The organism is Kangiella sp. M94 (genome assembly GCF_054926195.1).
Genome location: NZ_CM142903.1, coordinates 2196853 through 2213489, shown reverse-complemented (window position 1 = coordinate 2213489; position 16637 = coordinate 2196853). Strand labels below are relative to the sequence as shown.

The 16637-nt window shown below is 44.1% G+C and carries 21 protein-coding genes; 9 read left to right on the top strand and 12 right to left on the bottom strand.

Annotated elements, in window-relative coordinates:
- Positions 1-7: 7 nt before the first annotated feature.
- The 6 genes from ACYTXU_RS10185 (at position 8) to ACYTXU_RS10160 (ending at position 4324) form a co-directional block, all read left to right on the top strand.
- Positions 8-595 carry a hypothetical protein gene (locus ACYTXU_RS10185; RefSeq protein WP_462206626.1) on the top strand — a complete coding sequence of 196 codons (588 nt, stop codon included), beginning with the start codon at positions 8-10 and terminating at the stop codon, positions 593-595.
- The gene (locus ACYTXU_RS10180; RefSeq protein ID WP_462206625.1) at positions 582-2135 is read left to right on the top strand and encodes a GMC family oxidoreductase N-terminal domain-containing protein; all 1554 of its coding nucleotides are present in this window, start codon (positions 582-584) and stop codon (positions 2133-2135) included. The genes ACYTXU_RS10185 and ACYTXU_RS10180 overlap by 14 nt, the downstream gene beginning before the upstream one ends.
- 41 nt (positions 2136-2176) lie before the next feature.
- Entirely contained in the window at positions 2177-2659 is a 483-nt protein-coding gene (coaD, locus tag ACYTXU_RS10175) for a pantetheine-phosphate adenylyltransferase (RefSeq protein ID WP_462206624.1), read from the top strand.
- 106 nt (positions 2660-2765) lie between these two features.
- The gene (locus tag ACYTXU_RS10170; protein ID WP_462206623.1) at positions 2766-3026 is read left to right on the top strand and encodes a YfhL family 4Fe-4S dicluster ferredoxin; all 261 of its coding nucleotides are present in this window, start codon (positions 2766-2768) and stop codon (positions 3024-3026) included.
- Positions 3027-3085: 59 nt separating this feature from the next.
- Complete coding sequence (locus ACYTXU_RS10165) at positions 3086-3850, top strand: patatin-like phospholipase family protein (protein WP_462206622.1); 765 nt, start codon at positions 3086-3088, stop codon at positions 3848-3850.
- Between the two features lie 96 nt (positions 3851-3946).
- On the top strand, positions 3947-4324 hold the full coding sequence (locus ACYTXU_RS10160; protein WP_462206621.1) for a YkgJ family cysteine cluster protein: 378 nt from the start codon (positions 3947-3949) through the stop codon (positions 4322-4324).
- A gap of 82 nt (positions 4325-4406) precedes the next feature.
- Here the strand turns inward: ACYTXU_RS10160 and ACYTXU_RS10155 are convergent, their stop codons facing one another.
- From ACYTXU_RS10155 to radC, 8 genes are all read right to left on the bottom strand, one after another.
- Positions 4407-5309: a hypothetical protein gene (locus ACYTXU_RS10155; RefSeq protein ID WP_462206620.1), complete on the bottom strand. Its 903-nt coding sequence runs from the start codon at positions 5307-5309 to the stop codon at positions 4407-4409.
- A 20-nt stretch (positions 5310-5329) separates the two neighbouring features.
- The gene (locus ACYTXU_RS10150) at positions 5330-5629 is read right to left on the bottom strand and encodes a DUF3301 domain-containing protein (protein ID WP_462206619.1); all 300 of its coding nucleotides are present in this window, start codon (positions 5627-5629) and stop codon (positions 5330-5332) included.
- A 92-nt stretch (positions 5630-5721) separates the two neighbouring features.
- Positions 5722-6135, bottom strand: a complete 414-nt coding sequence (locus ACYTXU_RS10145; RefSeq protein WP_462206617.1) for an ExbD/TolR family protein — start codon at positions 6133-6135, stop codon at positions 5722-5724.
- 178 nt (positions 6136-6313) lie between these two features.
- A complete protein-coding gene (locus ACYTXU_RS10140) occupies positions 6314-6730 on the bottom strand; it encodes an ExbD/TolR family protein (RefSeq protein WP_462206616.1) in 417 nt (138 codons plus the stop codon).
- A gap of 130 nt (positions 6731-6860) precedes the next feature.
- Positions 6861-7670, bottom strand: a complete 810-nt coding sequence (mutM, locus tag ACYTXU_RS10135; protein WP_462206615.1) for a bifunctional DNA-formamidopyrimidine glycosylase/DNA-(apurinic or apyrimidinic site) lyase — start codon at positions 7668-7670, stop codon at positions 6861-6863.
- Between the two features lie 163 nt (positions 7671-7833).
- Positions 7834-7989 carry a 50S ribosomal protein L33 gene (gene rpmG, locus ACYTXU_RS10130; RefSeq protein WP_015781238.1) on the bottom strand — a complete coding sequence of 52 codons (156 nt, stop codon included), beginning with the start codon at positions 7987-7989 and terminating at the stop codon, positions 7834-7836.
- A gap of 12 nt (positions 7990-8001) precedes the next feature.
- A complete protein-coding gene (gene rpmB, locus ACYTXU_RS10125) occupies positions 8002-8238 on the bottom strand; it encodes a 50S ribosomal protein L28 (RefSeq protein ID WP_015781237.1) in 237 nt (78 codons plus the stop codon).
- A gap of 207 nt (positions 8239-8445) precedes the next feature.
- A complete protein-coding gene (radC, locus tag ACYTXU_RS10120) occupies positions 8446-9120 on the bottom strand; it encodes a RadC family protein (protein WP_462206614.1) in 675 nt (224 codons plus the stop codon).
- A gap of 150 nt (positions 9121-9270) precedes the next feature.
- Between radC and coaBC the strand changes: the two genes are divergently transcribed.
- From coaBC to slmA, 3 genes are all read left to right on the top strand, one after another.
- Positions 9271-10470 (top strand): bifunctional phosphopantothenoylcysteine decarboxylase/phosphopantothenate--cysteine ligase CoaBC, encoded by a 1200-nt coding sequence (gene coaBC / locus ACYTXU_RS10115; RefSeq protein ID WP_462206612.1) that lies wholly within the window; start codon positions 9271-9273, stop codon positions 10468-10470.
- 97 nt (positions 10471-10567) lie between these two features.
- Positions 10568-12988, top strand: a complete 2421-nt coding sequence (locus tag ACYTXU_RS10110; protein WP_462206611.1) for a phosphomannomutase/phosphoglucomutase — start codon at positions 10568-10570, stop codon at positions 12986-12988.
- 43 nt (positions 12989-13031) lie between these two features.
- A complete protein-coding gene (slmA, locus tag ACYTXU_RS10105) occupies positions 13032-13625 on the top strand; it encodes a nucleoid occlusion factor SlmA (protein ID WP_462206610.1) in 594 nt (197 codons plus the stop codon).
- A gap of 43 nt (positions 13626-13668) precedes the next feature.
- Here the strand turns inward: slmA and ACYTXU_RS10100 are convergent, their stop codons facing one another.
- The 4 genes from ACYTXU_RS10100 to rsmA all read right to left on the bottom strand — a co-directional run bounded on the left by ACYTXU_RS10100 (position 13669) and on the right by rsmA (position 16618).
- Positions 13669-14634: a hypothetical protein gene (locus ACYTXU_RS10100; protein ID WP_462206609.1), complete on the bottom strand. Its 966-nt coding sequence runs from the start codon at positions 14632-14634 to the stop codon at positions 13669-13671.
- 24 nt (positions 14635-14658) lie between these two features.
- A complete protein-coding gene (gene pyrE / locus ACYTXU_RS10095; protein WP_462206608.1) occupies positions 14659-15300 on the bottom strand; it encodes an orotate phosphoribosyltransferase in 642 nt (213 codons plus the stop codon).
- Positions 15301-15424: 124 nt separating this feature from the next.
- Positions 15425-15718 (bottom strand): PilZ domain-containing protein, encoded by a 294-nt coding sequence (locus ACYTXU_RS10090; RefSeq protein ID WP_462206607.1) that lies wholly within the window; start codon positions 15716-15718, stop codon positions 15425-15427.
- 90 nt (positions 15719-15808) lie between these two features.
- Positions 15809-16618, bottom strand: a complete 810-nt coding sequence (gene rsmA / locus ACYTXU_RS10085) for a 16S rRNA (adenine(1518)-N(6)/adenine(1519)-N(6))-dimethyltransferase RsmA (protein ID WP_462206606.1) — start codon at positions 16616-16618, stop codon at positions 15809-15811.
- Positions 16619-16637 lie beyond the last annotated feature (19 nt).

Genomic DNA, 16637 nt, shown 5'->3' with positions numbered 1-16637 from the left:
ACTCATAATGAAAAGCACGGCAAAAAAAACAGACATTAATAAAACTCGACGTGGAATTCTCAAAGGAACTTTGCTGGGCAGTCTTGCCGTGGTTTCCGGCGTTAGCATTTGGCAGCTATCGCTAAAAGAATCTGTGGATGTTCTAGAAACAGATAATTACAGTTACCACTTTTTAACCATGGATGAACGATTGCTGTTATGGGCAATTATTCCCGCTTATCTTTATCCTGCCTTGCAGCCTAACGATGATGAGTCTAAGTTTATAGTATTGCGAAATATTGATGGTGCCATCAGCGGTTTACCGCAATCAACTCAAGAGGAGCTGCGACAGCTTTTTGGCTTGCTCAGTTTCCAGTTAAGCAAGGCTCTTGTTGCCGGTATTTGGACACGCTGGAATCAAGCAAGTGTCGACTCATTGCAGTTCTTTTTATCCAGTTGGCAGAAGAGCTATCTGACATTATTACGCACAGGTTATCTTGGACTGCATCAAATTATTGTCGGCTCTTATTACGGCGAACCAATGAGCTGGCAATCAATAGGCTATCCAGGGCCTCCTCAATTCAATTTACCCGAATCATTTTATGACAATATCTAATGCATTAGATGCGGCAACATTGCAGCAAGAAAGCCTGTCAGCTGATGTGGTGATTATTGGTAGTGGTGCAGGAGGCGGTGTTAGTGCAGAAATCTTTGCTGCTGCCGGTTACCAGGTTTTGCTTATTGAGGAAGGGCCACTTAAGACGGCGCGTGACTTTAACATGCGTGAAAAAGATGCCTACCCACAACTTTACCAAGAAGCAGCGGGCCGTAAGACGTTAGATAAAGCGATCAATATTTTGCAGGGGCGTTCAGTTGGCGGATCAACGACGGTTAACTGGACCACTAGCTTTAGAACACCTGGGCAAACTTTGCTTTATTGGAAGAGTCATTTTGGTATAGAGGCTCATAACCAGGAAACGCTTGCTCCATGGTTTGAAACAATGGAGCGGAGATTGAATATTGAGCCCTGGAAGGTGCCAGCCAATGCCAACAACCAAACCATTGCCGATGGTGCAGAAAAATTGGGTTGGTCTTACTCTGGCATTGCTCGAAACGTAAAAGGCTGTGCCAATCTGGGTTATTGCGGTCTGGGCTGCCCGATTAATGCAAAACAATCAATGCTAACAACAACTATTCCTGCATCACTCAAGGCTGGAGCACAGCTAATTTACAAGGCCAGGGTTGAGCGAATTAAATATCAACAAGATAAAGTAACAGGCTGTGAGTTGGTGGCGATGGATGACTTTGGTCAGCCGATGCAAAACCACAAAATTAGCGTGGTAGCGCCGTTGGTTATATTGAGCGCTGGAGCTATTGGTTCACCGGCTGTTCTGCTACGTTCACAAGTTCCTGATCCCAATAAACTCATTGGCAAAAGAACGTTTCTGCATCCAACCGTCATTAGTGCAGCAATTATGCCCGAAGCAATCAATGGTTACGCTGGAGCACCGCAAAGTATTTATAGCGATCACTTTTTATGGCCAGATAATGACTATATGGGCTTTAAAATTGAAGCTGCTCCGCTTCATCCGCTCCTGACATCCACAGTGCTGACAAGCTTCGGTCAGGAGCATTTCGCGTTAATGCAGCAATTCCCCAATATTCAAGGTTCAATTGCTTTGCTGCGTGATGGCTTTGATGAGCGCAGTGTCGGTGGGGAAGTCCTTCTGGATGACTATGGTTTTCCAAAATTGAACTATGAACTCAATGACTACTTCTGGCGTAGTGCACGCAAAGCATTGCTGACGATGGCTGAAATGCAGTTTGCTGCGGGTGCAGAGCAGGTCTTACCCCTTCACTTGTACTCAAAGCCGTATGCTAACTGGCAGCAAGCCAGATCAGCCATAGAAGAGCTTCCGATGGAGTCACTTAAAGCCCTGGTATTCAGCGCTCATGTAATGGGTGGTTGTGCGATGGGTAATGATGAAAAGCGTTCTGTGGTTGACGAGACAGGGCGCTTCCATCACCTTAAAGGCCTCTATATCTTCGATGGCTCAATTTTCCCCACCAGCATAGGGGCTAATCCGCAGTTGTCCATTTATGCTCTGGTGGCAAAACTAGCCAGTCAGTTGGCGGCAACCCCTAGGATTTCATAAAGCTTTTCAGTAAGATGACCTTTTGATCTTGTGTCAATATTATGAAGAAAACCGTTTTATACCCAGGGACTTTCGATCCCATCACTAAAGGCCATATGGACCTGGTGGATCGTGCCTGCCGTTTATTCGACAAAGTGATTATTGCGATTGCCCATAGTCCGTCCAAAAAACCATTGTTCAGTCTGGATGAGCGGGTGGATATGGTCCGTATGATATTTGCCGATAATCCCCAGGTGGAAGTTTTGGGTTTTCGTGGATTATTGGCCAATTTTGCTAAAGAGAACAATGCAATAGCTATTCTGCGCGGTATTCGGGCGGTTTCAGACTTTGAGTTTGAATTTCAATTGGCCAATATGAATCGTCACCTTGACCCTGACCTGGAATCTATTTTCTTAACCCCATCGGAAAAGTATTCCTATATTTCTTCATCTTTGGTGCGTGAGGTAGCGTCTTTGGGCGGTGATATTTCTGCTTTTGTGGATGAGCGGGTCGAGCAAGCACTTTTTGATAAGTTTAAGTCCTGATTCACTGCTTCTTTATACAAAAATATTATGGCTTGAATACTCGAACTTGGGCGATATATAGGCGATAATAGTAAAGCGACTTGCGTAATAGAGATTAAAGATCCTTATGGCACTAAAAATTACAGATGAATGCATTAATTGTGATGTTTGTGAGCCTGAATGTCCTAATGAGGCCATTTATCAGGGCGAAGAGATCTATGAGATCGATCCCGATAAATGCACCGAATGTGTAGGCCACTATGATGAGCCACAATGTCAGCAGGTGTGTCCGGTGGATTGTATTCCATTAGATGAAGAGCATCCGGAGACGCAGGAAGAATTAATCGTTAAGTACGAAAATTTAACGGGCAATAAGTTTGTCGGTTAGTAGTTTACTTGTAGAAATGATAAGGCGACGAAAGTCGCCTTTTTTGTCAGAGCAGTCCGATGTCTAGTCATCCCCTGCTTAAAGAATGGCTTGCCGAGCAACCATTTACCCTGACGCTCTCTTCCGGCTTCTTTGGTTTTTTTGCTCATGCCGGGGTCATGCAGGCTTTAGAAGAAGCACGGCTGCTACCGCATAAACTAACCGGTTCGAGCGCCGGGGCGTTAATTGCCGGATGCTGGGCGGGTGGCATGAGTTCAGCCGAAATTAAAAAATTATTATTTCATCTTAATCGTAGTGACTTTTGGGATCCGGGCTTTGGATTGGGGTTACTTCGAGGTGAGAAATTTCGCCAGCTACTAGCAAGTTCCTTATCCGCTAGACAGTTTGCAGAGTGTCGCTCAGGACTCGCATTATCAGCTTACTCGATGGAGAGTAAGGACACAGTTATTCTGAGCAATGGTGATTTAGTTTCAGCTATTTATGCCTCCTGTGCAATTCCCTTTATGTTTCAGCCGATTGTTATTAATAATCATCGCTTATTGGATGGTGGCATCAAGGATAGGCCAGCTCTGCAAGGAACTAAACCAGGAGAGAGAATTTTTTATCATCACATCGCCTCAAAATCACCTTGGCGACGTAAGAATTCCAGCGCAATACAAGTTCCCAGTCGTGACAATTTAACCAGCCTGGTAATTCATGATTTGCCTCGCTCAGGCCCATTCAAACTAGAGGTGGGTCAAACTGCCTATCAAAAGGCTTATCAGGCAACTCAGCGAGCGCTGGATATGCCGGTTGTGGGCGGTAACATAAGCTTAATACCTTAAGCCTTACCTTCATAAAAGATTTGTAGACAAGCTTCTTTTGTCTCATTTAGAATAACTGCTCTTTTGTTGTGTGACTGTTTGGCGTCCTGTTGAGCGATGAGCACCAATCCGAATCCTTGCATTACCTGTGGCGCATGCTGCGCAACCTATCGAGTGTCTTTTTATTGGGGTGAAACCACTCTGGCACCCTATGGCAAAGTTCCTGCAGAGTTAACTGAAAAAATCAGCCCACAGCGTGTCTGTATGAGTGGTACTCAAGCCGCAAACCCAAGATGTGTGGCTTTGCAGGGCACTGTGGGGAAGGATGCTATTTGCACTATTTATGAGAATAGACCGAGTCCTTGCCGAGATTTCGAGATTAATGTTGATGGCATTAACCCTTCCTGTGATCGCGCTCGAGCGCGCTATGGGTTGGTTCCCATTCATGTGGTGCAGATTGACCCTGAGAATGGTGATGTTGAGATTGTCGCCTAGTATCGGCTGGCCTGAGGACTTATGAAGTCACTAGCCCAGCCTTATTGCGTGATATGATAAATAACGGTATTCCTATCGCTGTTTAACTGGTGCGGCTTATTAACATTTCAAGAGCGTTTTTTGCATGCCGCTCTATTTTACTTGAGCTAGTGTTAGCTATAGTATGTTGTAGCACCTCTATGTACTCTTCTCTATCACTTGCCCCCAACACTCGAGCTATCCAAGCATAATAATCTTCCTGATTGGCATCTGGATCTGTAGCGTTGCTGATTAAGAGCTGAGATAAATATTCCAATAACTCAACCTCGTTGTACTTGGTGTTATACATTTCTTTGAGGGTTTGAATGCGGACAGTTTCGTCGTTAGAGCTCAATTTAGCTTTGTATTCCGCCTGACGTTGATAGAAAGCTTCAAAAAAATCTGTATTTATAATTGGTTGGGTGCCTTCTAAATAAGAAAACTTCTCGTGGAAGTATGTTTTATCTGCCTGCCACAGATCTCGTACTTGAAAGTCTCTGAGTTTGGGAGAGAACCCTCCAAAACCTGAACTGTATTCTGCCATCAAGTCCCCTATGTAAGTGATTTTTCCTGACTCGATAGTGAACTTAAGCCTTAAATCATCAGAGTCGGTGTTAACGTGGGTGTAATAGCCAAAAGTTTTTGCAGTTGTCATGGATACATTTCTGAAGTAATACACCCCAGGAGGCAATTCGATCGAAAATAATGAAGCTGCTGCTCTATGGGTATCGCTTTTAAAGCCGAACATTCCTTTATTGGCAGTAATAGACCTTACGATGCTTCCTTTCACGTTAGTAAACTCCAATACAGGGGCTGACTCCGCATAACCTGTGATGGTAAAAGAGCCTATCAATAACCCTTGTTGGGATTTAGGGGTGAAGGCGATTGCCATAGCTGCTTCATTGTACTTTTTAAAACAAGCAGATAATGTTAGTACAAGTAAGGTGAGTATTATGATGCGCTTCATTATATTACCTTTAAATTTTATTAAATTGATTCCATTTCTACAATGATTGGCCAACGGCCTTGCATGATAACGTGGCCAACGTAACGTTTAGCCCCATCAGTGGCGAACTCGAATTGATAGCGTCGTAGAAAGCGCCACTTACCCTCTGGGCTTTTATCGAAATAAACCTTTTTCAGGGCTACATAACCATCCAGGTTTTGCACATAGGCTTCCTGACAGGCTTTAATTGCTGTCTTATGAGCCTGTTCGCTAATCCGACTGTTATACAGCCAAAAACCGATACCAAGAGCAATGATCAGGATGATAAGTAAATTGAGCATATATTAGGTTATTAATGATTAGGTAGGATTGGGTTGCTAGATAAAATAAAGGCGGCTAATGCCGCCTTTATTTTTATAGCTGTCAATAGCTGCTATTTTGCAACAATCCATTTTGCAACGTTAACTTTTTCAACGCCTGCATCTTTGGCTTGGTCAACCGCTGCAATCAGTACTTCGTTATAAGCGTCTTCATGCACCCGAACCAATACTGGAGAGCGTGGATCTACGGCCAGTTGGGATTCGATATTGGCACGAATAGCTTCTTTATCGATAGTACGTTCGTTCATAATGACATTACTCGACTCATCAATTGATACCACAATTAATGGTGGAGGGTTTTCCGGTGGAGTAGTGTCCTGGTTTGTTGTAGGACGGGCTAAATCGACCGCTGATTCTTTAACGAATGAAGTTGTTACGATGAAGAAAATAAGCATGATAAACACAATGTCTAGCATTGGTGTCATATCAATGGAGGTTTCTTCAACTTCTTTATTTCTTTTACGCATATTTCTCTAATCCTATCGCTCTGCCTGTTTGTATGACTAAGCTTGTTTAAGGCCAGCCCTACAAAGTTACATCTGGGCGACAAATTCACCAATTCATCAAGTATAGCTGGCACATTAAATGTGATCCAGAACTAAATGTCTAGTGTAAATTTTGTAAATCACATTTCGCTTTTTACGCTTACCAGCGAGTAACGCTAACTTGTTGAATTCCAGCCTGTTTAGCCTGATCCAACGCGCCTATCAGTGCTTCATGCTGCGCCATTTCATTAACTCGAATTAATAATGGAGCTTTGGGAGAGTTGACCAGCTGACTTTCAATGTTGGCTCTAACAGCCTCTATGTCAATGATTCTATTATTAAAAATCACCTGACTATCTTCATTGATACTGACTAAAATTGGTTTCTCGTCTTGCTCGCAGTTAGCCTGGCATTGGTTACTTGGTTGAGCAATATCTACCGCCTGGGCTTTGACAAAGCTGGTAGTGACGATGAAAAAAAGCAGCATAATGAAAACGATATCCAGTAGAGATGTCATATCCACTTTCGCATCTGAGGTTACGGCTTGATAGGTTTTGCTTTTGGTGTGTTTCAGCATGACTGGCTCCTTGTTTTTTTCTGACAGTAGCGCAACAGAGCCTTTTAGACGTCTATTTGCAAGGCTTGCTTTCAACTTAGCAGAAGTTTTACAAGGAAGCTAGCGTTTCGGATCTGTATTAGTGTCTGATCTACCGTTGGCATTTGGGGCAATAGAAGCTAGAGCGTTGGCCTATGACCTGTTTTTTGATGATGGCACCGCATTGATTACAAGGCAGGTCAGCACGCCCATAAACATTTAACTGTTGAGCAAAGTAGCCCGGTGAGCCGTCAGTCTGGGTGAAGTCCTTTAAGGTTGTCCCACCCTCACCAATCGCTTTTTCGAGTACGCTTTTGATAAAGCCAGCCAGTAGATTGCAGCGTGCCAGACTGACTTTATTGGCGGCACGTTTAGGATGAATGCCGCTCATAAATAGCGACTCACTGGCGTAGATATTGCCAACACCCACTACCACTTTGTTGTCCATAATGGCGTTTTTTATGGCACCTTTGCGTTTGGATAAGGCTCGGTGAAGGTATAGACCATGAAATTCATCACTTAAGGGCTCAGGTCCCAGCTGGCTCAGAACACTCAGGGTATCGCCTTTAGGTTGCCACAGGATAGCGCCAAAGCGACGCGGGTCGTTAAAGCGTAAGGCGCTATTATCCTCGAACACTACTTCAAAATGGTCATGTTTCTTTAAGGCGGTTTGAGTGCTGACGACGCGCATGCTGCCTGACATGCCAAGATGCATGACTAAACTACCGGTTGCAAAATGCCACAGCATATATTTAGCACGTCGTTCAATCTCATCGGACGCTAAGCCTACTAATGTTTTGGCCTCTTCGGCAATTGGCCAGCGTAATTGTGGCTGATAGATATTAACTGCTGTGATCTGCTTACCAACAATATGTGGGGCCAGGCCATTCTTGGTGGTTTCTACTTCGGGTAATTCAGGCATTAGAATTCAAAAGATAAGGGGAAGTTTGGAAGTGGGTCTAATAATATCGATTACAACGCAAAAAGCCCAGAGTAAACTGGGCTTTTGCGTACATAGAAGCGTTTTCTTGGAGGCAGAAAACTTAAAGTGCTTAACGGTTCGATAAAGAACCGACTAAGCGAAATTACTTAATTTTAGCTTCTTTGTAGATAACATGCTGGCGAATAGTTGGATCAAATTTTTTGATCTCCATTTTGCCTGGCATGTTTTTCTTGTTTTTGTCTGTAGTGTAGAAGTGACCTGTTCCGGCACTTGATACTAAACGGATTTTATCGCGCATCTCTATCGCTCCTTATACTTTTTCGCCACGAGCACGCAATTCAGTAAGCACAGTATCGATACCTTTCTTATCGATAACGCGCATACCTTTTGCAGATACACGTAATCTAACGAAACGCTTCTCACTCTCAACCCAGAAACGGTGAGAATGTAAATTAGGCAAGAAGCGACGCTTGGTTCTATTCTTAGCGTGTGACACATTGTTACCGGTCACTGGGCGCTTACCTGTTACCTGACAAACCTTAGCCATGGATAGCCTCCAAAAAATAACTCAAAAAAACGGTTTAAGCGCACGATGTTGGATATTCGGACATCGCAGCTCTTCAAATTGGGCGCACTTTATACCAGAAAGCAGCCTGCTTGACAACAAAACTCAGATCAAAAGGCCTGTTTCTGGCTTAATTTGTTGAATTTGGTCATTCACGACTGATTTTCGGTATCTGCAGTCGTTTGGCCATTATAGTAGCCCGTGCTCAGCAAAGGAATAGCTACCGCCCTGGGCGACGATGATATGATCCAGAGTGCGGATGTCCAGTAAACCAAGAGCCTCTTGAATTTTATCAGTAATATGGCGATCGGATGGGCTGGGCTCCAATGAGCCGCTGGGGTGGTTATGAGCCAAAATAACCGCGGCTGCGTGATAAGTCAGGGCCTTCTCGACGACCACTCGGGGATGTACTTCGGAACTGTTTATGGTGCCCTGAAATAGAGTTTCTGAGGATAGCAACTGGTGTTGGTTATTGAGGAACAGAGCAACAAACTGTTCACGCTTGTGATGGCTCAGCAGACTCTTTAAATAGAGTTTAACGTCATTAGGATTGCTGAATGACTGGCTGTGTTGCAAGTTCTCCTGTAAATAGCGCTTGGAAAGCTCTAAACAGGCCTGTAATTGACAATATTTGGCACTGCCAAGGCCGAGGTGGCTGGTGAAGTTTTTCAGGTCAGCTTCAAGCAGCGCGCGTAAGCTACCAAATTCACTAAGCAAATGCCGAGCTAGGTCGACTGCGTTCAGACCCTGCGTTCCTGTGCGCAGGAAAATGGCTAAAAGCTCTGCATCGGAAAGGCTTTGTGGGCCCTGGCGTAACAATCGTTCTCTTGGCCTTTCATCCTGTGGCCATTCCATTATCTTCATGGTCTTCCCTGTTTTACGTGTTAACTTTTGAAGGTGACGAATGATAAATAGTATGAGCAAAACTGTAATTAGGATTTTCGCTATAAATTTTGTGCGTAAAGGCGTAAACTGTGCCAAATATTATAAGTTAAGTTAAATCAATCGGTTAGCATGAAGTTGCAAGGAAAAAAAGTCCTTCTGGGCATTACAGGTGGTATCGCTGCGTACAAGAGTGCAGAGCTGTGTCGTAACCTGAAAAAAGCGGGTGCTGGAGTGCGGGTTGTAATGACTAAAGGCGCACAAGCTTTTATCACACCTTTGACGCTGCAGGCGCTCAGTGGAAATCCTGTTCATCATGATCTGCTCGATCCTGCCGCGGAAGCAGCGATGGGTCATATCGAGTTGGCTCGTTGGGCGGACTTCATTGTTATTGCGCCAGCCTCTGCCGACTTTATGGCGCGTCTGAATGCCGGTATGGCCGATGATTTACTGACGACGTTGTGTTTGGCTACTAACAGTCCAATCGCTGTAGCTCCTGCCATGAATCAGCAGATGTGGGCTAATCCTGCTACTCAACATAATATTCAGCAGCTAATCAAAAAAGGCATCGAAATTTGGGGGCCTGATGCGGGCGACCAAGCCTGTGGCGATGTTGGCCCTGGTCGAATGTTGGAGCCTGCTGATTTATTAAACCGAATTGATGACCACTTCAATGATAAGCCATTGCAAGGCCAGCGCTGGTTGATTACTGCTGGCCCAACAGTAGAGCCGATTGACCCGGTGCGTTATCTGGCGAATCGCAGTTCAGGCAAAATGGGCTTTGCCATTGCTGAGGCGGCTTCGAAAGCAGGTGCTGAGGTGACTCTGGTGACCGGGCCTGTGAACCTGATGGCTAGCGCTGTAATCAAGCGTATCGACGTACAAACAGCACAGCAAATGTTTGAAGCTGTGCAAAGTGAGTTTAAAGGTGTTGATACTTTTGTCGCCTGTGCGGCAGTATCGGATTACCGACCGAAAGAAGCTGCCACCCAAAAGCTCAAGAAACAATCGGATAATGGCTTAACCATCGAGTTGACGCAAAATCCGGATATTTTGAAGTGGGCTGCAGAGCAAAATACAGCATTTTGTGTTGGCTTTGCTGCAGAAACTAATAATATCGAAGAATATGCGGCAGCCAAGATGGCCAAGAAGGGCATCAATGTTATCTGTGCCAATGACGTCAGCCGTAAAGATATTGGATTTTCAAGTGACAATAATGAAGTGAGTGTTTACTATAAAAACAATGGAGCAATGCAGGTAGAGCGGTTAGGGCCTGCGCTGAAAACAGTGATAGCAGAACAGTTGGTCAGTTTCTTACCTGACTTAAAATAGTTCATCGATTGCTACAGGTGACCGATAACTGCTGTAATTAGCTCTTTGCTTTATCAATGCAAACAATGAGACCGTGAAGGATCCATAAGGGGGATGCATGGGGAAAGGTAAAAGTCTGGTTAGCTTTTTTCTACTACCACTAATTATTGGTTTGGCTTTGCTGTGTGTGGTTGGAGCGGTGCTGTATTACCTTGGCATCCAACAGCCACTTGAAGTACAAGCAAAGCAATTGATCGGCTCGCAGATTGAAGAGCGTGCTGATCTCATCGAACAAAAGATCAATCAAATCCAAAGTACTATTTCTGTCGCTAGCCAAACTGGCGGTGACACTGATGAAGCTCAGTTAGTTCGCGACTTGAAAGCCTCAATCCCACAAGCCGATCAGATTCAATTCTTTTCTCCCGAAGATTTTCAGGTCAATCTGGACAGTCGTCCGGTTGTGACTCATGTGGTGGTCGATTTATTAAGAAAATCGATGGCTGGTGAGGATGTCCCCCCTGAATTGATTTTGAACAAAGGGCAGCCTTCATACGTAGCTTTTGTTCATAAGCTGAATGATGAAAGAGCAGTGATGGCTATCGTACAACCCAGTCAGATGATTGATGTGCTGGGTTCATCAGACCCTGGCACTTATTTTGAATTGCGCCAGAGTTTTGCCGAGTCACACCACACCATTGCTTCGGTTGGTACCAATCCAGGAGTGGGTCAACCATTGGTGATTTCTACTCCATTTGGCGCAAACTGGACGGTCGCATTCTGGCAGGGTTCCGGTAACTTTCTGGCCACGGCTGGTTTATTGCCAATTCTATTGATGCTGGGGGCCGTTATTGCGCTTTTAATTGCCGCATTAATGCCTATGCTGAGTTTAAAGCGGCTACTGAATAAAGATGCTCTAGAATTCATTCAAGGTGTTAATGATCAGCATATGCCCGATCATTTTCATCTGAAGTTTTTTAATGATATCGCGTCAAGTTACCGCCGAGTGGCTGGCCTTAAAGAACCCATTGAAGAGTCATCGGAGACAGAGCATGCTGAGGAAGGTGCTTTAGAGGTTGATGAAGACGTTGCTGAAGACGGCGAGCAGTCTGCGCCAAGAAAGCAAACTGCTCAAAATAATGGAGGTTATGACCTGGAAGCTATAGGTCATGACATAAGCGCGGACATTTTCCGCGAGTATGATGTTCGCGGAAGAGTCGATAAAGATTTTGATGCGGGAGTGGTGTATGCGCTGGGATTGGCTGTAGGAAGCGAAGCCTATGCACGAGGTGAGCAAAAAGTAGTTGTTGCCAGAGACGGTCGTCTTTCAAGTCCAGAATTGCATGAAGCTTTAAAACAGGGATTGATGGAGAGTGGGCGCGATGTCATTGACTTAGGTATGGTGCCAACCCCCTTGCTTTATTTCGCCACTCATAAGCTGGATACTCATTCAGGAGTGATGTTGACTGGGAGTCATAATCCTCCTAACCATAATGGCCTGAAGGTAGTATTAGCTGGCGAAACCTTGTACGGAAAGGATGTTAAAGCCTTATATACAAGAATCAGAGAGCAGGATTTTTTAAGTGGCCATGGTCAGATTACTGAGCATCAAATTGAACAAGAATACCTTGAAGAGGTTGCCTCAAAGATTAAGGTTGATAAACCATTAAAGCTGGTTATCGATAGCGGCAATGGAGTAACAGGTAATATTGCTCCTCGTCTATTTCAGGCTCTTGGTTGCGATGTTATTGGGCTACACACCAAAATTGATGGAAACTTCCCTAACCATCATCCCGACCCAAATCATGCTAAAAATCTGCAAGATGTTATGGCTATGGTCTTACAGGAAAAAGCAGATCTTGGCTTAGCATTTGATGGTGACGGCGATAGACTGGGGGTTATTGATAATCAGGGTAACGTGGTTTGGACTGACCGTCTGCTGATGCTATTTGCGATGGATGTGTTGTCACGCAAGAAAGGTGCTGAAATCATTTACGATGTTAAATGTACGCGTCACTTGCCTGAAGTGATCAAAAAACACGGCGGCCATCCGGTTATCTGGAAAACTGGGCATTCTTTGATGAAAGCCAAGATGCAAGAGACCGGGGCGCAACTTGGTGGTGAAGGTAGTGGGCATATTTATTTTAAAGAGCGTTGGTATGGTTTTGATGATGCTCTATATGCCGCAGCGCGATTACTTGAGATATTAGGCAAGGAGCCACGCTCGGTGGCAGAAATATTTGAGAAGTTGCCACAGAGTCTGGAAACCGAAGAAATTAATGTGCCAGTGGCGGATAAAATCAAATTTAAACTGATAGAAGTGTTGATTAAAAAAGGGCGGTTTGAAGATGGAAATATATCAACAATTGACGGTATTCGGGTAGAGTATCCTGACCGTTGGTTATTGGCTAGAGCCTCGAATACAACACCAAGTATTGTGGTTAAATTTGAAGCAGATACCAGTGAGGGGTTGGAGGAGATCAAAACACTGTTGAGGGAACAGTTGTTGAGTATCGCCCCTAAACTAAAGATTAATTTTTAATACGTCTAAATTGATAAAAGTTTGAGAAAATATAGAGAGTATTATGACAACCAAAAAGAATACAAAACGAAAAGATGAGATCTTGCAAGCTTTGGCCCTGATGTTAGAGAAAGGGCCTGGGGAACGAATTACTACGGCAAAATTAGCACAAGAGGTAGGGGTTTCTGAAGCAGCGTTATATCGCCATTTTCCAAGTAAGGCGAGAATGTTTGAGGGGTTAATAGAGTTTACAGAAGAAGCACTTTTCTCCAGGCTTAACCGTATTAGCAAAGAGCAAGATGACATCCGAGAACAATGTTTTCAGATAATGACGTTGGTGTTGACTTTTGCCAGCCGTAATCCGGGTATTTGTCGATTACTGACAGGGGAGGCTTTGGCCGGAGAGCATGAACGTCTGAGAGGCCGCATCAGCCAATTGTTTAACCGCATTGAAACACATCTTAAGCAGCAGCTTAGACAGTATGAAGTGACGGCTAATGATAAATTTACCCCTGATGTAGCCTGTCGTGCGAATTTGTTAATGGCTATTGTTGAGGGACGTATTCAGCAGTATGTTCGTACTGATTTCTTACAATCACCATTAGCAAGCTGGGACCAACAATGGCCCCTGCTTACAGAGATGGTTTATTTGGGTTAAACGCCTATATCGGGATCGGGGCTGCTCATCAAGAACAGGGATGTTATAGAGCTTCTCTTTCAGCTAGATAATCTTTGAACTGAGCTTTAAGATTGGTCACTTCCTGACTGGCGCAAAGCTTAGTTCCGGCCTGCGAAGAGTGACAATTGACTTCCATAACAATTTGCATACTTTCGTCCGCCCCTGGAATTCGTGTTATGGATAAAGAAATTTGATTTTCTGATTGAGCTTTACCACTTACGATTAAAGTGTCAGTAACAATTTCCAGTTTATTGGAAGCATTTTCATGGGCAAATATCTGTGCGAATTTCCATGCTTTATCGCAAGATAATTTATCTGTGCAGCTATAAACGGTACCAATAGCCGACTCCCCAGTATTAGATCGATGTCGCTCAATTAACTGTTCTGCCTGCAGCTCCTTGAAACGGATGAGATCATTTTGGAACTGTTGTTTAATCGCTTCAATTTTGTGTTTATAGCGAGTGATTGATGCGTTGTTAGTTTCAATTTGAGACTTGGTGGCATCGATTTCTTTTAATGTATTTTGTGGAACTGTTTTACCCTGGCGCTCAAAGTTTGCCGCTCGGCTCTGTAGATCTTCAAGCTTTTTAGTCAGGCTAGCATTGTGTCCATTAAGGAGATCGATATTGGCTCGTAAGGCTGCGGTCTGATTTTTTTCGGTACGCTGAATATCTTCCGTGGTTTTATATTGACGCATTAACAAAATATCGCGACGTCTTTCTTCCATTTGTTTCTTTTTCAAAGCATCAAGCTGCTCTTGTTTAATTCTTTCTGCTTCTTTTTCTTCCGTGGTAAGGGCCGCAGGTACGCGCTCTAGCACTCGCCCTTCTTCATTGATGATCTCGTAGCCTTGGGTGACTGCCTCTGTAGGCAGGTAATCTTTAACAATAAGGCGACCATCGCTGTCTTTATAGCGATAAAAGTTTTTACTGAATGCAACCTGATTTACAAGTAACAGGGATAGAAAAAGAAGCAGGGATTTCTTCATAAAGCTCCAAAGGATTTGAGTTTGTTAGACGCCATAAGCTTGACGGTATTCGATAACTTTATCATAGAAATCGCCAAATTCAGTGTTCTGTTGCAAATAGTTGATAAGATCTTGCAGCTTGATGATGGAGTAGACTGGAATACCATAATCACGTTCGACTTCTTGAACGGCTGATAGTTCACCTTTCCCGCGCTCTTGTCTATCCAATGCAATTAATACACCACAAGGTTTTGCGCCACTATCTTTAATAATATCAATGGACTCCCTGATGGCTGTGCCAGCAGAAATCACATCATCAATAATTAAGACTTTACCATGAAGTGCGCTACCGACAATATTGCCTCCCTCGCCATGGTCTTTCTTTTCCTTACGGTTAAAGCTGTAAGGCGTATTGATATTATGATGCTCAGAAAGGGCAACCGAGGTGGCGCTGACTAGCGGAATTCCTTTGTAAGCCGGGCCAAACAAGAGATCAAAAGAGATCTTGTTGTCTACGATAGTTTGCGCATAGCAACGGCCAAGCTGGGCTAAATCAAAGCCACTGTCAAATAAACCGGTATTGAAAAAGTAGGGACTTATGCGACCACTTTTCAAAGTGAATTCGCCAAGTTTTAGGACATTCTTACTGAGCGCCAGCTCAATAAACTGTTTTTGGTAATCTTGCATTAAGGCTGCTGAAGGGCTGATGGTAGATGAGTGCATGATAGCCCGTACAGGGCGAAAAAAAAAGCATCAGTCTATGAGAAACAGCTGATGAAGAATCGACGACTATAAAATAACGAGAGAAGACTTACACAAATTCCAGGGCAATTTTTTCATCGTCAATCCGAACGATACGCATTGCATGGAGAATCATTTTGCTTTCGTCCTCACCGAGAATACCCTCAATATGAACTTTAACGACATCACCTGAATTGACTCGGTCACCGAGATTATTTTTTATGAGGACGCCACCTTCAGAAATATCAAGGCTTTCAGTTAAGAATACTTGCGAGTCATGCTGTCGAACAGCAACAGGCAGGTGAACGGTTACGCGATAAAAACGACGTGCATCTTCCATATAAGGTACTGTGTTAGATTTCATACTCATCTCCTTGAGTGATTTCCATGAATTTCCATAATAGTCAAAGTCATCTATGCTGTAAAGAGGCAAAATTGTTGGTCAAACAGACACTTAATCTATTTGATCTGACTCCACTTTTCGGCAGATATCGACAAACTGTTGTAACGACAGTTGTTCGGCGCGTTCTGTGGGCTTTATACCCAGTTGCTCAAGACCCTCGGCATCAATGAAGTTTTTCAAGCTGTTGCGTAACGTCTTACGGCGTTGGCCAAAGGCTGCAGTAACTATGTGATTGAGAAGTTTTTCGTCCTGAACAGGGAAGGGCAGAGTGTCATGCGGCTGCAACCGAACAATGGCAGATTCAACCTTAGGTGGTGGCTGGAAGGCTCCGGGTGGCACTAAGAATAGCAAGTCGGCTTGGCAATAATATTGAACCATAACGCTTAAGCGGCCATAGGAACCGGTTCCGGGCTGTGCGCAAATTCGCTCCACCACTTCCTTTTGTAACATGAAGAACATATCTTTAATGCTTTCACGTTGATTGAGTAGATGAAAAATGAGTGGTGTTGAGATGTTGTACGGCAGATTGCCGACAATACGAATTTGGCTTGTATCAGCCAATTGGCTGAAATCGAACTTTAATGCATCATGATGGTGAATGGTGAAGTTTTTGCATTGCCCAAACTTTTGTTCAAGCCTTGGTATCAAGTCGCGATCCAGCTCAACCACGTGCAGTTCGGCTACCTTATTCACTAAATGCTCGGTAATGGCGCCAAGACCGGGTCCAATTTCAACCAGCCGATCATCAGCTTGCGCCGCAATAGACTCCACAATACGTTGAATATAGTGGTTGTCGGATAGAAAGTTCTGTCCGAAGCGCTTACGGGCCTGATGCCCCTGAACCATACGAGATTTTGCCATGTTATTAAATATCTTAAGT

What these genes read in the sequence shown, in the direction of transcription:
- ACYTXU_RS10185 (WP_462206626.1), top strand. Translation starts at nt 8, where the DNA reads ATGAAAAGCACGGCAAAAAAAACAGACATTAATAAAACTCGACGTGGA.
- ACYTXU_RS10180 (WP_462206625.1), top strand. Translation starts at nt 582, where the DNA reads ATGACAATATCTAATGCATTAGATGCGGCAACATTGCAGCAAGAAAGC.
- coaD (WP_462206624.1), top strand. Translation starts at nt 2,177, where the DNA reads ATGAAGAAAACCGTTTTATACCCAGGGACTTTCGATCCCATCACTAAA.
- ACYTXU_RS10170 (WP_462206623.1), top strand. Translation starts at nt 2,766, where the DNA reads ATGGCACTAAAAATTACAGATGAATGCATTAATTGTGATGTTTGTGAG.
- ACYTXU_RS10165 (WP_462206622.1), top strand. Translation starts at nt 3,086, where the DNA reads ATGTCTAGTCATCCCCTGCTTAAAGAATGGCTTGCCGAGCAACCATTT.
- ACYTXU_RS10160 (WP_462206621.1), top strand. Translation starts at nt 3,947, where the DNA reads ATGAGCACCAATCCGAATCCTTGCATTACCTGTGGCGCATGCTGCGCA.
- ACYTXU_RS10155 (WP_462206620.1), bottom strand. Translation starts at nt 5,309, where the DNA reads ATGAAGCGCATCATAATACTCACCTTACTTGTACTAACATTATCTGCT.
- ACYTXU_RS10150 (WP_462206619.1), bottom strand. Translation starts at nt 5,629, where the DNA reads ATGCTCAATTTACTTATCATCCTGATCATTGCTCTTGGTATCGGTTTT.
- ACYTXU_RS10145 (WP_462206617.1), bottom strand. Translation starts at nt 6,135, where the DNA reads ATGCGTAAAAGAAATAAAGAAGTTGAAGAAACCTCCATTGATATGACA.
- ACYTXU_RS10140 (WP_462206616.1), bottom strand. Translation starts at nt 6,730, where the DNA reads ATGCTGAAACACACCAAAAGCAAAACCTATCAAGCCGTAACCTCAGAT.
- mutM (WP_462206615.1), bottom strand. Translation starts at nt 7,670, where the DNA reads ATGCCTGAATTACCCGAAGTAGAAACCACCAAGAATGGCCTGGCCCCA.
- rpmG (WP_015781238.1), bottom strand. Translation starts at nt 7,989, where the DNA reads ATGCGCGATAAAATCCGTTTAGTATCAAGTGCCGGAACAGGTCACTTC.
- rpmB (WP_015781237.1), bottom strand. Translation starts at nt 8,238, where the DNA reads ATGGCTAAGGTTTGTCAGGTAACAGGTAAGCGCCCAGTGACCGGTAAC.
- radC (WP_462206614.1), bottom strand. Translation starts at nt 9,120, where the DNA reads ATGAAGATAATGGAATGGCCACAGGATGAAAGGCCAAGAGAACGATTG.
- coaBC (WP_462206612.1), top strand. Translation starts at nt 9,271, where the DNA reads ATGAAGTTGCAAGGAAAAAAAGTCCTTCTGGGCATTACAGGTGGTATC.
- ACYTXU_RS10110 (WP_462206611.1), top strand. Translation starts at nt 10,568, where the DNA reads ATGGGGAAAGGTAAAAGTCTGGTTAGCTTTTTTCTACTACCACTAATT.
- slmA (WP_462206610.1), top strand. Translation starts at nt 13,032, where the DNA reads ATGACAACCAAAAAGAATACAAAACGAAAAGATGAGATCTTGCAAGCT.
- ACYTXU_RS10100 (WP_462206609.1), bottom strand. Translation starts at nt 14,634, where the DNA reads ATGAAGAAATCCCTGCTTCTTTTTCTATCCCTGTTACTTGTAAATCAG.
- pyrE (WP_462206608.1), bottom strand. Translation starts at nt 15,300, where the DNA reads ATGCAAGATTACCAAAAACAGTTTATTGAGCTGGCGCTCAGTAAGAAT.
- ACYTXU_RS10090 (WP_462206607.1), bottom strand. Translation starts at nt 15,718, where the DNA reads ATGAAATCTAACACAGTACCTTATATGGAAGATGCACGTCGTTTTTAT.
- rsmA (WP_462206606.1), bottom strand. Translation starts at nt 16,618, where the DNA reads ATGGCAAAATCTCGTATGGTTCAGGGGCATCAGGCCCGTAAGCGCTTC.